Source organism: Algoriphagus winogradskyi, assembly GCF_900182815.1.
Classification (GTDB): Bacteria; Bacteroidota; Bacteroidia; order Cytophagales; family Cyclobacteriaceae; genus Algoriphagus; species Algoriphagus winogradskyi.
The window spans coordinates 184,854-199,155 of sequence record NZ_FXUA01000005.1; the positions used below are offsets into that span (position 1 = coordinate 184,854).

The 14,302-nt window shown below is 40.9% G+C and carries 13 protein-coding genes; 5 read left to right on the forward strand and 8 right to left on the reverse strand.

Annotated elements, in window-relative coordinates; translation table 11 throughout:
- Nucleotide 1 precedes the first annotated feature (1 nt).
- Nucleotides 2–2,407, forward strand: coding sequence for an OmpA family protein (locus tag QOL76_RS14095; protein WP_283413612.1), 2,406 nt, complete (start codon nt 2–4; stop codon nt 2,405–2,407).
- 81 nt (nt 2,408–2,488) lie between these two features.
- Here the strand turns inward: QOL76_RS14095 and QOL76_RS14100 are convergent, their stop codons facing one another.
- The 5 genes from QOL76_RS14100 to QOL76_RS14120 are packed head-to-tail and all read right to left on the reverse strand — an operon-like array spanning nt 2,489 to nt 6,926.
- Nucleotides 2,489–3,544 (reverse strand): transporter family protein, encoded by a 1,056-nt coding sequence (locus tag QOL76_RS14100; RefSeq protein ID WP_283413613.1) that lies wholly within the window; start codon nt 3,542–3,544, stop codon nt 2,489–2,491.
- Nucleotides 3,544–4,605 carry a cytochrome-c peroxidase gene (locus QOL76_RS14105; protein ID WP_283413614.1) on the reverse strand — a complete coding sequence of 354 codons (1,062 nt, stop codon included), beginning with the start codon at nt 4,603–4,605 and terminating at the stop codon, nt 3,544–3,546. Before QOL76_RS14105 ends, QOL76_RS14100 begins: the two co-directional genes overlap by 1 nt.
- A gap of 36 nt (nt 4,606–4,641) precedes the next feature.
- Nucleotides 4,642–5,364, reverse strand: a complete 723-nt coding sequence (locus tag QOL76_RS14110; RefSeq protein ID WP_283413615.1) for an MbnP family protein — start codon at nt 5,362–5,364, stop codon at nt 4,642–4,644.
- Between the two features lie 24 nt (nt 5,365–5,388).
- The gene (locus QOL76_RS14115; RefSeq protein WP_283413616.1) at nt 5,389–6,507 is read right to left on the reverse strand and encodes a cytochrome-c peroxidase; all 1,119 of its coding nucleotides are present in this window, start codon (nt 6,505–6,507) and stop codon (nt 5,389–5,391) included.
- A 44-nt stretch (nt 6,508–6,551) separates the two neighbouring features.
- On the reverse strand, nt 6,552–6,926 hold the full coding sequence (locus tag QOL76_RS14120; protein WP_283413617.1) for a hypothetical protein: 375 nt from the start codon (nt 6,924–6,926) through the stop codon (nt 6,552–6,554).
- Between the two features lie 160 nt (nt 6,927–7,086).
- Here QOL76_RS14120 and QOL76_RS14125 point away from each other — a divergent pair, with 160 nt between their 5' ends.
- Complete coding sequence (locus QOL76_RS14125; protein WP_283413618.1) at nt 7,087–7,938, forward strand: glycoside hydrolase family 16 protein; 852 nt, start codon at nt 7,087–7,089, stop codon at nt 7,936–7,938.
- A 222-nt stretch (nt 7,939–8,160) separates the two neighbouring features.
- Here QOL76_RS14125 and rluF read toward each other — a convergent pair whose 3' ends face one another.
- Entirely contained in the window at nt 8,161–8,892 is a 732-nt protein-coding gene (rluF, locus tag QOL76_RS14130; RefSeq protein ID WP_283413619.1) for a 23S rRNA pseudouridine(2604) synthase RluF, read from the reverse strand.
- Nucleotides 8,893–9,101: 209 nt separating this feature from the next.
- Entirely contained in the window at nt 9,102–10,409 is a 1,308-nt protein-coding gene (locus QOL76_RS14135) for a peptidoglycan DD-metalloendopeptidase family protein (protein WP_283413620.1), read from the reverse strand.
- A gap of 521 nt (nt 10,410–10,930) precedes the next feature.
- Here QOL76_RS14135 and aspS point away from each other — a divergent pair.
- Nucleotides 10,931–12,691 carry an aspartate--tRNA ligase gene (gene aspS / locus QOL76_RS14140; RefSeq protein WP_283413621.1) on the forward strand — a complete coding sequence of 587 codons (1,761 nt, stop codon included), beginning with the start codon at nt 10,931–10,933 and terminating at the stop codon, nt 12,689–12,691.
- Between the two features lie 193 nt (nt 12,692–12,884).
- On the opposite strand, the gene QOL76_RS14145 is transcribed toward aspS, so the two are convergent.
- Nucleotides 12,885–13,103: a DUF3820 family protein gene (locus tag QOL76_RS14145; protein WP_283413622.1), complete on the reverse strand. Its 219-nt coding sequence runs from the start codon at nt 13,101–13,103 to the stop codon at nt 12,885–12,887.
- A 133-nt stretch (nt 13,104–13,236) separates the two neighbouring features.
- Between QOL76_RS14145 and QOL76_RS14150 the strand changes: the two genes are divergently transcribed.
- Both QOL76_RS14150 and QOL76_RS14155 read left to right on the forward strand, forming a co-directional pair.
- Entirely contained in the window at nt 13,237–13,722 is a 486-nt protein-coding gene (locus tag QOL76_RS14150; RefSeq protein WP_283413623.1) for a hypothetical protein, read from the forward strand.
- A gap of 160 nt (nt 13,723–13,882) precedes the next feature.
- Nucleotides 13,883–14,260 carry a PH domain-containing protein gene (locus QOL76_RS14155; RefSeq protein WP_283413624.1) on the forward strand — a complete coding sequence of 126 codons (378 nt, stop codon included), beginning with the start codon at nt 13,883–13,885 and terminating at the stop codon, nt 14,258–14,260.
- Nucleotides 14,261–14,302 lie beyond the last annotated feature (42 nt).

Consider the following 14,302-nt stretch of genomic DNA (forward strand, 5'->3'; position numbering starts at 1 on the left):
TATGAAAAAGACATTTACAATACTCAGTATTACCGCAGCCATGATCTTTGGATCAGTTGGAGTTACAGAAGCGCAGAAAAGCAAAATCCGATATGCCGACAAGCAGATGGAGTTGATGAACTACACCCATGCTTTGGAAGTGTATGAGCAGTCCTATGCTAATAAGCCAAATTATGAAACTGCTAAAAAAGTAGCTGGTGCAGAGGATATCATCCGTGATTATGACAAGTCTTATGAGTGGTGGAAGACTACAGTAGGATATGATGAAGCGACTAATTCTGATTATGCACAGTTCCTTAGAGCTGCTCAATTAACAGATAATTTTGAAGAGGCAGTAAGTATCATAGAAGCTAAAGGAGTATCGGCAGATAGTTTGGACGTTGCTAAATTATTGACGCTTCAGAGTAAGAGAAAGGTTAAGTTAGAACCTGCTGAAGGTTTAAATTCTACAGGTTCGGATTTTGATTTGGCTGTAGATTCAAATGGAAATAAATATTTCGTTTCGGATCGAGGAGGAATTTATCCTAGTGAAATGCCAAGCTTAAGGTTTGATGCTAAGAATAAGTACTTCAGTGATGAAAAAAGTGATTATACAGATCGCGAATATTTTTCAGTTTACAAGCAAGATACTACCGGAAATGTAACTGAGCTTGTTTCAAATGTGCCAGGAACATACAACTTCTCTGATCCAAGCTATGATAAGGGACAGGGTATTCTTTTCTACTCTATCACAAGAGATATTAAAAAAATTAAGAAGAGAGATGATATTGTTGTTCAGCCAGAGATTTACTATAGCAAATTGAATGAAGATGGAACGATGGAAGGTTTCTACCCAGTTCCCTTCAACGATTCTATTAAATACGCTGTAATGAACCCCTATGTAGATGAGGAAGCTAAGAGGTTGTATTTCACTTCCGATATGCCAGGTGGTATGGGTGGAACGGATTTGTACTATGCTACCTATGATGCTGACATGACATTTGGAGATCCTGTTAATTTAGGGTCTACCATCAATACTTCGGGTAATGAATCACATGCTTTCAGAAAAGATGATAAGTTTTATTTCAGCTCAACTGGACATCCAGGTGTTGGGGGAATGGATGTGTTTCAGTCTGATTACACTGCTACCCAATTTAGCAATGTGCAAAATATGGGAATGCCTATTAATTCCCTAGCTGATGATTTTGCATATCGTGAAGTGTTAAATGAAAAAGGTAAGGAGGAAGTATATCTTTCTTCTAATAGAAAAGGTGGACAAGGCCTCGATGATATATACACTATCCAAGATGTTTATAAGCAATTCCTAGCTAGAGTAATTGATTGTGAAGGTTTGGTCATCACGGATAGTTACATGGCTACCTTAAGAGATAAAACTCAAAATGGTAATGTGCAGACTACTAGAGGAGCTACTGGTGAGCTTCTAGCCGAACTGGAGCCAGATAGTGACTTTGGAATTGTAATTTCGAAGCCAGGATACTTCAGCGTGACTGACGAGAGTATTACAACGAAGGGTTTTGAAGGAGATACGGTGAAAAGGGAGTATACTTTAATCGCTATTCCTTACCAATTGCCAGTATATGTTGATATAGTTTATTATGATTTGGATAAGTTTAAAATTAGAGATGATGCAAAACCAGCTCTTGATAAACTAGGGGAGATGATGAACAAATATCCATTCCTGGATTTACTTGTTGCTTCTCATACTGACTCAAGAGCAAGCGATGAGTATAACATTATCCTTTCTAATAACCGAGCAAAAGCGGTGACTGAGTACATGGCGCAGCATAATATCTCTGCCGATAGAATCAGACTAGAATGGTTCGGTGAGCAGGAATTGGTGAATGATTGTGGAAATGGTAAGCCATGTAATGAAGTGGATCATCAAATGAATAGAAGATCAGAGTTGATCCTTGAAGCCTTCCCGGACCCGAGTAAGCAGTACGAAATTCCTGAGAGCTTTAAAGACCTAAATTTCTGCGATCCAGAAACTCTTTTTGAAGATATACAAAAAGAGCTTGCAGCGATTCCGACAATCTACTTTGACTTTGATAAATCAATGTTGAGATCAGTGCATAAGAAGGAGCTAGAACGTACAGCGATTATGTTGAAGCGTATGCCAAACTTAATGTTATACATAGAAGGGCATACTGATCAAAGAGGTTCTGACGAATACAACAAACCGCTATCAGAGCGTAGAGCCGATGTGGTTAAGAAATATTTAATTCAGAGAGGAATCGAAGACAATAGAATGGAAGAGACATGGTTTGGAGAGACTAAACCAGTCAATGATTGTAATTCTATCAGCTGTACAGAAGCGATGCACCAGTTGAATAGACGCACCGAACTTAGGGTAGGAAAAACCTCCTTCACCTATACAGGGAGGAAGAAGAAAGTTGATACGTTGTAATACGTGATTGATGTGAATAGTAACCTGTAAAAAGAGTCCCGCATTTGTGGGACTCTTTTTTGTTGTACAACTCTGTATGGGTTATAGCTTGAAATTCCTGACAATCCCCACACTCAATCTGCTCGAATGCATGATCTGGTTACCATTTAGGTTTTGGGAAATGGGATACTGGTATACTAAATTTAAAGTAGTTTGAATGATATTAAAATCCATTCCGATCTGCGCAAAAGCTACTTTTCCACCTGTAAGATCCTGCTTTACATCATCCCATAGATCTTTTTGCGAAGCCTCATAATATACTCCTGCATTGGGAGCTAAAAGCACTTTTTCACTAGCCTGGAATTGATGGAAATATATCGCGTAAGCATTAAAACTGTTGCCTGCCTGATAGTCTTGAGCTCCCTCGGTACTGAATTGATAGCTTGCTCCCGCATTTACGCCTTGATTGTTTAGAAACCACTGATAATTTAATCGTGGTATAAATGCAAAAGCATTTTTCCCAGGCTGTATGATGGGGTCAAAGTAATCCTGGTTTTCATTATCTGACCGAACCAAAGCCTGTCCTGTAGGTAAATTCATGGCAAATCCTGGGCGAATGGTATGTCTGGATTTTTGGTTGTAAACCATCCAAATGTAGTCGCCTGCCAAAGTCAAATCCCCCCATCCTTGAACAAACAAGGTAGTGTCGCGGCTAGGGTTAGGAAGGTCAAGGTAATTTTCATAGTACACCTTGTTGAATTCATAAGGCAATACTACCGTGAAGTTCCATTTATTTTTTACAGTAAAATTCCCTCTCACCTCGACGGTTTGATAGGTTTCAAAGTCTTGTTTTGATTTTTGCACATAAAGATTGTTTCCCTCAGGCTCATGCATGATAATGGGATAATTCCCAGGTAGTAACTTAGTCGATTGCTGCTGTGGATAAGTCAAAACGGCTTGGGTAGCCGGCGTGATGGAAGTATAACTTTTATAGTCATTGAAGCCTCTGTATCTATAGAATACTCCCAAATAACTTTTGTTTTGGAGTAGGCTATACTCGAAGAAATTGCAGCTATCACAAGCATAGCTTTTTTGCATTCCGAGAAATGAAATGCAGATAAAACTTAGAAGTGTTATTTTCTTGTAGAATGATTTCATCAGTTTGATTTTGGATGATGATTATGAATAAATAGGGAGTCGGTCAGAGTAGCCAAAAATGCAAGCAATGCTTCTCGTTCTTGCTGATTTATTGCAATTCCATTTGTTAATTGTGAAGCCAGCGATTCATTGAGCTGGATGCCATTTTGATAGTGGTCGAGCACCTCTTCCAAAGTCTGGAATCTTCCATCGTGCATATATGGTGCTGTTAGGGCAATATTCCGAAGGGTTGGAGTTTTATATGCTCCCATATCCTGAGGATTTGAGGTGATTCTAAAACGACCTTGGTACAAACCTTCCAGTTCTAGAGGATTGAGATAGGTTTTGTCTAATCCATTGTTGTGAAAGCTTCGGTCAGTGAAAAGCCCCTCCTGATGGCAACTAGAGCAGTTTTTTTGGTAAAGCTGATACCCTTTGATCTCTAGATCAGTCAAAGATTCTTCCTTCCTTTGCCAGCGGTCATACTTGGAATCTTGGGAAATCAGCGTTCTCACGTATTGACTAATCGCCCGGCTTACTTGTGCACTTTCAATTTGTTCTTCAGGAAAAACTACGTTGAACTGCTTCTTGTATGCAGGATCATGCTCCAGATATGTGATTATTTCGTCAAGATCGGCTCCCATTTCGTCTGGATGAGTCAGTGGGCCAAAATTCAAAGACTCCAAATCATGTGCACCGCCATCCCAGAATAATCCTTCAGTTTGCCAGGCCAGATTGAAAATCGCCGGAGCTGTGCGGTGCAATTTTTCTCCCGAAACACCATGTTCAGCTAGGCTCACTCCGTCGGTAAAAGCCAGTTCTGGATTATGACAGCTGGCGCAGGAAACCTTGCCATTCGCAGATAGATTTGGGTCAAAGAATAACTTTTTACCCAAGTCAACACCCTCTACTGAAATCATATTTCGCTCCGGTTGTGGAAATCCAGCTACCTGAAGGGTAGGAGATAGCTTAGGGACAAAGTAATTGACCGCACTGATTGGCTCTGTAGGATCTACATCCTGGGCGCAGGCGGTTGCCAGGCTTATGGCTGTTAGCAGAAGAAATTTCTGATAGGTTTTCATACTAAAACCCGGGGGATAAAGCCCCCGGGATAGGAATTACTTCACAGTGATAAAACCTTCAGAATAATTTTCAGCAACTTTGGCAGCCATCTCTCCAAACATGATCGTAGTACTCTCCAAATCGCTCAATTGAAGGGTGTTCGGATCTTTGAATAGCTCATCCAGATCAGCAGCAAGGATTAAAGAGATAGCTTTGCCAGCTCTGACTCCTGTGAGCGGTTGAGTGATAGTTTGGAAATTAGGATTAGTGCCAATATGCAGGATAAGTCCTTGTCTTTCAGTGGTGTTTTTGTTTGTGAATTCACCTTCGAGCACCAGAAATTTGTAACCTGTGTTCCAGTTCCAAGCCATGTCGGAGTTAGGATCCAAATCGCCGGTCTGGTCAGTCTTACCATTTGCCACTTCGTCCACGCCTATGGAGAAAGTCAGTTGGTTGTAATTGGCAGAAGGGATCATTCCCAGGTCAATGCTTTTGTTTCCGTCCTCAGAGATGAGGTGGTAGCTATCCATTTCCTCATACATTTCTCCTGTCTGAGTGTTGGTGAGTACTACATTCGAGATGTAGTATTTGAATTTTTTCGGAGTGAAATCTTCACCAGAAGGAAGAGTAAATGACTTTCCATTAAGTTCTAAAGTTTGGCCGTCCAGCTTATGCTCTAGAGAAATGTCCATTGCCATAGTTGCAGGAACTTCCACATCATTACAAGAAGAGCACATCAAAATTGAACTGAGTAATGCTGTATATACTAGATTTTTCATCTGTTTTAAATTTGTAATTCTGAATTAGTTAAAAGGATTAGAGAACTTTGAATTGGTTATAAATTGCTGATCCGTAAGTGTGTGGAGAAAAGCAATAATTGCTTTTTTTTCTTCCTCACTCAGATGCAGCTTCACGGCTTCGGAGCCGTTTGGAAGTTCATTGCTGGCTTCCAAAATCAACACATCAAGCGTACCGCTGTTTTGAATGTGATCATTGTAGTGATCAAGTACTTCTTCCAAAGTTTCGAATCTACCGTCATGCATATAGGGAGCTGTCAGGGCTATATTTCGTAAGCTGGGCGCTTTGAATTTTCCCTTATCAAAGGCATTGGATGTGACTTCCATCAGACCTGAAGCTAGGTTTTCTTCCGAATCCAGACCATTATTGTGAAAGCCAGCAATTCCATTTGGATCCCCTGCCGTAAGAAATCCCAGATGACAATCGCTACAATTCCCACCGCGAAGCTGCAGCTTGGGATCAGGATGCGTGAAGAAAAGCTCCAAACCCAATTTTTCTTCAGGGGTAAGTTCTACTTCATTTCTGATCCAGGCATCAAACTTTGAATTGGCAGAAACCAACGTGCGCTCAAACTGAGCCAACGCTTTCCCTATCAGTTCCGGAGTGATTTCCTCCGTGCCAAAAGCACTTTTGAAAAGAATCGGATACTGTCCATCAGCTTGTAACCTATTTACAGCCTCTTCTATTGGAAGATTCATTTCCCTTGGATCTTCGATCGGCTGAACCGCCTGTATTTCAAGTGTGGCAGCGCGGCCGTTCCAGAAGAATTTATTTTGCCAGTGAAGATTGGACAAGGACATGGCATTCATGTCTCCAATAGAGTCATTGACGCCAAAGCTGAATTGATTGCCATCAGAAAAGGCTTTTTGTTGCTGGTGGCAGGAGCCACAGGAAACAGTACCATCAGACGAAAGCTTTTTTTCATAGAAAAGCATACGCCCAAGTTGCACTCCTTCCTCAGTTAGCGGATTGTCGGCGGGCATGGCAATATTCCCCGGAAAATAATCCGGTGCCTCCAAAGAAATCTGAGTGGGCCCATCTATAGGGTTTTCCTCAGTATTCCCACAGGAAACTATGCCACACACGCAGACCAACCCTAGCCAAGCAGGGAATTGAAATCGCATGAAATGTAATTTTGAAATAAGAACTCGGTTACTCGATCAAAAAATCACACTTGCGGTGGATGGTCGATTTCTGTAGTGTTGGTTTGGCCAAACCAGTTTTGGTAAAAAGATTGATGAGCAAAAGGCTCAGTGGAATTTGAAGGATGCTGATAGCTCAATGTCGGGTTTTGGACGTAAACCCCAAAGTCCTGACTAAATGAAAGTGCAGTTTTATTTTCCTGTCTTTCTTGCTCTTCTTTAAGTTTAGTTGCGAGGTAACATTTTCCATCACAGTTCATCATTGGCTTGTCTGTATTGATACAGAAATTGTCTATGATGTATTTCTGATTCATCGTGAAACTCACTTTGATCACCGAATACACCATGCTGTTCATGATTAGAACAGCGCAAAGCCATATATAAAATGTGCTTTTAAGCATTTGGCACAAAGGTATATCAGAATCCGTTTTTGTGCTATTAATTATACTTTTTATTGATCAAATGATATTGCTGGCTTATCCAGTCTAAAATAAATTACCTTTTGTAGAATGGATTTTGGGCTTATCTTGATCGTTCCCTTTTAACCCAAAATCTCTTAAAATGATTAAGCACAAACTTTTCTTTCTAATATTTTCTCTTGGCACTGCTACTGTAGCACAAGCGCAATTCGATCCTACAAGTGCTGGCTATAAATTAGTCTGGCAGGAAGAATTTGAAAACTCAGGTCAGGTTAACCCAGAGTTTTGGTCTTTTGAAAAAGGTTTCAAGAGAAACAATGAACTGCAATGGTACCAGGAACCAAATGCAACTGTAAAAGACGGAAAGCTAATCATCACTGGAAAAAGAGAGCAACTCAATAATCCCAATTTTGATCCGGATAGTAAGGATTGGAAGAGAAATCGGAAATTTGCAGAATACACATCATCCAGTATCAATACGCGTGGAAAGTATGAGTTTCAGTACGGAATCATGGAAGTTCGGGCTAAAATCGACACATCTATGGGGATGTGGCCTGCGATATGGACATTAGGGATTTCCAAACCATGGCCATCAAACGGTGAGATCGATGTAATGGAATATTATAGGGTGAAAGGGGAAGCTACCATCTTGGCAAATGCAGCTTGGGCAGACGAAGGGCAATACAATGCAAAATGGGATAACGCTAAAATCCCATTCACCGACTATTTGAAAAAAGACCCAGATTGGCCAAATAAATTCCATCTCTGGAGAATGGAATGGACTGAACAATCCATCAAAATTTATCTTGATGATGAATTGCTCAATGAGGTGGATCTAGCGAGAACTATCAATCCTGATGGTTTTAACCCTTTTCATCAGCCTCATTATATATTGTTAAACCTTGCCATTGGAGGTAACAATGGTGGTGATCCTAGCAAAACTATATTTCCAAAAGAATATGTAGTGGATTATGTAAGGGTTTATCAGAAATAGATTCTAGTATTTCGAGTGATGCTGCTTCTCCAGAAGCAGCATTTTTTACGCGGATAAGTGCAGCTTCTGGAGAAGCAGCACAACGAATAACCTGTCGGTTTAAGTATCTCTATAGCTCGAGATCGAGAATTCATAATAACGTGCTTCTGGAAAAGCAGTACAGCAGAAAGAATGAAAACTGCGCCCTCTGCGAATCCTCCGTGGACTCAGCGGTTAATACCCTCAATCAAAAGTCTTCGAACTATCGGAAATCATATCATTGATTTCTGCCATTTCCTTATCAGTCAAATCACGCCATTTTCCAACTGGAATATCCAAGTGCACATTCATGATTCTGATTCGTTTCAGCTGTACTACTTTGAATCCAAAATGCTCGCACATTCTCCGGATCTGCCGATTGAGTCCTTGAGTGAGGGTAATTCTGAACTTGAATTTACTGATGCGTTCTACTTTACAAGGATCAGTCACTGTGTTTAGTATGGGTACTCCGGCTCCCATTAACCTGATAAACTCATCATTCACCGGCCGATCTACAGTTACTATATATTCCTTTTCATGGTTGTTTTTGGAGCGGAGAATCTTATTTACAATATCTCCTTCACTGGTTAAAAAAATTAATCCTTCACTATCTTTATCCAGTCGGCCAATTGGAAAAATCCGCTGTGGATGACCAATGTAGTCAATGATATTGTCCTTTTCACCTTTAGTGTCAGTGGTGCTTACTATTCCTACTGGTTTATTAAAAGCAATATAGGTATGTACTTGTTTTGGCTTTCCTACGGGTTCCCCATCCACAGCTACTACATCGGTCGGGCCTACTTTAGTGCCAAGTTCAGGGGCTTTTCCGTTGATTGTAATTCGACCTTCTTCCAGAAGTTTGTCCGCTCCGCGTCGAGAGCAAAATCCAACTTCACTCAGGTATTTATTGATTCGTATGTATTGATCTTCTGCCACTGGAAATCTAGAATGGATTCTGGCTGCAAGTTACGTAAATGTTATTTACCGCGGTGAACGCAGAGGGTTTCGCAGAGAGCGCTACTAGATAATTTGAATCAATCAAATCCAAATCAGTTGCGTTCTCTGCGAAACCTTTGTACAGTTTGCGGTTAAAAAAAAAGCGCAAGACCGAAGACCTGCGCTTTTGAAATGATGTGTTTGAAATTCTATTCGCTTTTACCTGCTACAACTGGCTTTGGAGTCTCGGCCACTAATCGTGCTGGTTCACCTGGAATAATAATAGTTGCTAATCTATCCATATATTCAGTTTTGGTAGATTCAAATGCAAGTTTGTTAGCAGAAGAAATAGGCTCGGAAGGTGGAATCTTCTCTCTCAACCAATCTTCCTGTTTGCCATTTTTCCAAAATCTAAAGCAAAGGTGCGGGCCAGTTGCCAAGCCAGTGCTTCCCACATAACCAATTACCTGACCTTGTTTAATTCGCGTTCCAGGCTTGATGCCTTTGGCAATTTTAGACATGTGTAAATATTGGGTAGTGTAGGTGCCATTATGCTTGATCTTTACATAATTACCATTTGCTGAAGTATAACGGGCATCTATTACCGTTCCTTCTCCCACAGAGCGGATTTCCGTGCCAGTTGGGGCAGCGTAATCTGTACCCAAGTGAGCTTTATAGCGTTTTTGAACTGGATGGAATCTTTTCAGGCTATACCTAGAGCTTATTCTCGAGTATTTCAGTGGATCTCTCAAAAATGCTTTCTTGAAGCTGTCTCCGTTTTGATCGAAGAAAGCTACTTCTCCGTTTTGCTCAAAAGGAATCGCATAATAAGGGGTTCCTTTGTGTTCGAAAAAAGCTGTTTGAATGTCTGAAACGCCAACAACTACTCCGTCAATTACTTTCTCCTGGTAGGATACTTTAAACTTGTCGCCTTTTTGCAAAGCTCCAAAGTCAATAGACCAACCATATAGATCGGCAAATTGATCAATAATATCATAAGTTATTCCAAGACCAGTCATGTCAGCTGAAAGATTGGAATTGATAATTCCGCCAGCTTCCTTGGTTCTGTATTCTGCGGGTTTCTCTGCTTTATAAATATCTATGGAGTCCAGGTTGAAGACTACATATTCAGCTGGATTTGGCTCGTAAATGAAAAATGCTGCCTGAGCTGAATCAGCAGGAGTAACTACCGTAAATTTCTTGTTTGCTGCTATCCCTCTTACGTCAAAAATCTCCTTTGATTTTTTGGCTATCTGATCGATAATCTGATAGGGGACATTGAAAGGCGCTAGGATAGACCCTAAAGTTTGGTTTTTACTCACGGTTCCTTCTACAATATTCAACCCGGTGACGTTGATTCCGTAAAGAAACACCTGGTTCGCAAGGGAATCAATGAGCGGTGGTTCTACGATCTCAGCTTCCTTTTCTTTCTGAAAAGGCAGGTCGAAAAATTGGAGTGAAGATGCTGCGCCAATGGTGATAACGAGTGCAGCAATTCCTATCCAGATCTTTTTCATTAATCTAATTCTATTTGGGGGAGGTGAAATTTAACTCAATCAAGCAAAAAAGGGCTTTTAATCCAAGTTTTGGGGTATAAACCTTTCGATCGCTCCTTTCCAACTATCATACCAACGATGAATAGTGCCTGAATATTTCATAAAAAAATATTTTCGGCAATTAAAACTATGACTAAGAATTCCCATTAGGCCTCGACTTCGCTCCACCACCGAGATATAATTAGGGTAGATAAGAAGTGGATGGGAGCGGAAAAACTGCACTTCTCCAGTCCATGCTCAAGCACTAGCCAAGCGGACACCGAGCGAAGTCGAACTGGGAATATTTATCTTGGATATTCATGTAATTTTTGATAGCTACATAAATCACAAGTCTTCATCTTATTTCAATTTTCATAAAGAATAGTCTGGTTTTTCAGGAAAAATGGAAGGAAATCACTGAAATTATTGCTAATCATCCAATGATTCCTGTGTTCTGACTGTCATTTCTTTATCTTTGACATCCCAAAAAAAACTAAATTAACATGCTGAGAACGCATACTTGTGGCGAACTACGCCTGGATCACGTTAATCAAGAAGTTACCCTTGCTGGCTGGGTTCAGCGGGTAAGAAATAAAGGAGGACTCATCTGGGTCGATCTTCGCGACCGTTACGGTTTGACTCAATTGATTTTTGAAGAGGACTCAAGCGAAAAAGCATTGTTGGAAAAAGCTGCAGAACTCGGTCGTGAGTTTGTGGTGCAGGCTACTGGCAAAGTAATCGAGCGGACTTCCAAAAACGATAAAATCCCAACAGGATCTATAGAAATCAAAGTAACTGCACTTGAAGTGTTGAATGCTGCGAAAGTTCCTCCGTTTATCATCGAAGATGAAACTGACGGTGGCGAAGAGCTTCGTATGAAATACAGATACTTGGATCTTCGTAGAAATGTAGTTCGTGAGAAGCTTCAACTGCGTCATAAAATGATGCAGGAGACTCGTAAATACATGGATGCGCAGGAATTTATTGAGGTGGAAACCCCAGTTTTAATTAAGTCCACTCCAGAGGGGGCACGCGATTTTGTCGTACCTAGCCGTACCAATCCTGGTGAATTTTATGCTTTGCCGCAATCTCCGCAGACCTTCAAGCAATTGCTGATGGTTTCTGGTTTTGACCGATATTTCCAGATCGTAAAATGTTTCCGTGATGAGGATTTGAGAGCGGATCGTCAACCTGAGTTTACTCAGATAGACTGCGAAATGGCTTTCGTAACCCAGGAAGATATCCTAAATACCTTCGAAGGATTGACTAAGCATTTGTTTAGCAAAGTGAAGGGAGTGGAGTTGGAAGAAGTGAAGCGAATGACTTATGCAGATGCCATGAAATATTATGGTAACGATAAGCCAGATCTTCGTTTTGATATGAAATTCGTAGAGTTAAATGAATTGGCTCAAGGAAAGGGATTTAGCATTTTTGACCAGGCTGAGCTGGTAGTTGGTATCTGTGCGAAAGGAGCTGCAGAGTATACCAGAAAGCAAATTGACGCACTGACTGAGTGGGTAAAACGCCCTCAGATCGGAGCAAAAGGCATGGTCTACGCCAAATACAATGCTGACGGAACCATCAAATCTTCTGTGGATAAATTCTATTCTGCTGACGATCTTCAGGATTGGGCAGATGCATTCGGAGCGACTCAGGGTGACCTGATTTTGATCCTGAGCGGAGATGCAGATAAGGTACGTAAGCAACTTTCTGAGCTTCGTCTTAAAATGGGTGAGGACCTTGGACTTCGTGATCGTTCTGTTTTCAAACCGCTTTGGGTAATGGACTTTCCTTTGTTGGAGTGGGATGAGGAGACTAACCGATACCATGCCATGCACCATCCATTTACTTCTCCTAAGACAGAGGATATTCCTTTGCTGGATTCAGATCCAGGAGCGGTGAGAGCAAATGCATATGATTTGGTTATCAATGGTGTGGAAATTGGCGGCGGTTCTATCCGTATTCACGATAGAGCTACTCAGCAATTGATGTTCAAGCATCTTGGATTCTCAGAGGAAGAGGCGCAAAAGCAATTCGGATTCCTGATGGAAGCTTTCGAATATGGAGCCCCACCACATGGAGGGATAGCTTTCGGATTTGATAGATTGTGTGCGATTTTCGGTGGATCAGATTCCATTCGTGATTACATCGCCTTCCCGAAAAATAACTCGGGTCGTGACGTGATGATCGATTCTCCAAGCAGCATTGCGGACGAGCAATTGAAAGAATTATCGATACAATTGGCTGTAGTGGCTAAATCATAATATAAACTTTTCGGTCTGTGGGGACACAGACCGAGGCGCTAAAGTGTAGGGCGAATGATGATTTGCCCGAATATAAAATAAACATACAAGGCTGTTTCAGAGATGAGACAGCCTTTTTTGGTGAATATTTTGTCCTTCTATAGTTGAAGCGTCTATTCTTAGTGCAAGTTTCTAATGATTAAAGGAACAGGCTTTAAGCATATCGTTTTTTTAGTTCCGCAAGAATTCCTTCCAATCCATTGAGTCGGATTTCATAAAGCGTGTGCAGCCACATACCTAGTTTGCCTTCTGGAAATCCTTGGCCGTACATCCATACCAAGTAGTGTTCTGGTACATCGCATAGTAATCGGCCTTTATACTTTCCATAAGGCATTTTTTTAGTCACCAGATCAATAAGGATTTGTTGGTCCATGGGGCAAAGGTATAAGGAATTTGATCCAGCCTTACTGCTTATTTCTTGTTCTTACATTCTTTTTTCTAGGAATCACATTTAATTTATTATGAAATTAGTTTAGCTTTTCAGCTTAAATCCAGCTGATTTATTTATGAAAACAAGTTTACTTATTCTTTCTTTTCTAATCCTTTCGTTTACTGCTTCCTTTGGGCAGGTTGCTAAAGATTCCATCACGATTAGGAAAAGTTTTTGGGGGTATAAATTTTATCAGGGAGACACAAGGGTACAACTTGGAGACTTAGTGAATATCATGCAAACAAACCAAGAAGCTTACAAATCAATAAAATCCGCACAGTCCAACTATACCCTGGCATCAATCATAGGTTTTGCTGGAGGGTTTATGGTTGGCTGGCCTATAGGAGCAGCTGTGGCAGGTGGTGACCCAAACTGGGCACTCGCAGGTATAGGCGCAGGATTGCTTGTTGCAACCATCCCTATTACAAATAGCTTTGTCAAAAAATCCAGATTTGCTCTAGACACTTACAATAGAGGATCTACTGCAAGTTCCGTCTGGGATAGAACTGAACTAAACCTGTCTTTTTCAGCAACTGGAGCAGGACTTTCGCTCAATTTCTAGATGTGCCAGTTAAAAATCTTTAGCTTACAGCTACCATTTCTAAGAGTGTATTCAAATTATCAGGACTCTGAACAGTAGAGCGGTGAAATTAAGTCTACTGGCCAAAGTGCTTATTATCACAACATTCAATTTGATCAATTAACCAACTCAACTTTAAATCATGGGATTATTCAATAAAATATTAGGCAATGCCAGCGAAGTATCTGTTGAGCAACTGAGCAAGGATTTCGGAAGATTGCTAGCAGAAGGAGAGCAGATTGAACTTGGATTCAAGCTTATTCGGGATACGTTTATGTTTACGGATAAGCGTCTTATTTTGATAGATGTGCAGGGACTAACAGGAAGCAAGGTGGAGTACAAGTCCATGCCTTATAAGAGTATTTCCAGGTTTTCACTGGAAACCGCTGGCACCTTTGATTTGGATGCGGAGCTGAAGATCTGGATTTCGAGTGAAGACATGCCTTCGGTCAGCAAGCGCTTCAATAAAAGCATTGATGTCTATGAAGTGCAACGATATCTGGCTTCAAAAGTGATGTAATTCTCGCAACTGAATGACCTAGCGTTATTTGAGGTATTCACT

What these genes read in the sequence shown, in the direction of transcription:
- QOL76_RS14135 (WP_283413620.1), bottom strand. Translation starts at nt 10,409, where the DNA reads ATGAAAAAGATCTGGATAGGAATTGCTGCACTCGTTATCACCATTGGC.
- QOL76_RS14105 (WP_283413614.1), bottom strand. Translation starts at nt 4,605, where the DNA reads ATGAAAACCTATCAGAAATTTCTTCTGCTAACAGCCATAAGCCTGGCA.
- QOL76_RS14115 (WP_283413616.1), bottom strand. Translation starts at nt 6,507, where the DNA reads ATGCGATTTCAATTCCCTGCTTGGCTAGGGTTGGTCTGCGTGTGTGGC.
- QOL76_RS14100 (WP_283413613.1), bottom strand. Translation starts at nt 3,544, where the DNA reads ATGAAATCATTCTACAAGAAAATAACACTTCTAAGTTTTATCTGCATT.
- QOL76_RS14150 (WP_283413623.1), top strand. Translation starts at nt 13,237, where the DNA reads ATGAAAACAAGTTTACTTATTCTTTCTTTTCTAATCCTTTCGTTTACT.
- QOL76_RS14120 (WP_283413617.1), bottom strand. Translation starts at nt 6,926, where the DNA reads ATGCTTAAAAGCACATTTTATATATGGCTTTGCGCTGTTCTAATCATG.
- QOL76_RS14125 (WP_283413618.1), top strand. Translation starts at nt 7,087, where the DNA reads ATGATTAAGCACAAACTTTTCTTTCTAATATTTTCTCTTGGCACTGCT.
- QOL76_RS14145 (WP_283413622.1), bottom strand. Translation starts at nt 13,103, where the DNA reads ATGGACCAACAAATCCTTATTGATCTGGTGACTAAAAAAATGCCTTAT.
- QOL76_RS14095 (WP_283413612.1), top strand. Translation starts at nt 2, where the DNA reads ATGAAAAAGACATTTACAATACTCAGTATTACCGCAGCCATGATCTTT.
- QOL76_RS14110 (WP_283413615.1), bottom strand. Translation starts at nt 5,364, where the DNA reads ATGAAAAATCTAGTATATACAGCATTACTCAGTTCAATTTTGATGTGC.
- aspS (WP_283413621.1), top strand. Translation starts at nt 10,931, where the DNA reads ATGCTGAGAACGCATACTTGTGGCGAACTACGCCTGGATCACGTTAAT.
- QOL76_RS14155 (WP_283413624.1), top strand. Translation starts at nt 13,883, where the DNA reads ATGGGATTATTCAATAAAATATTAGGCAATGCCAGCGAAGTATCTGTT.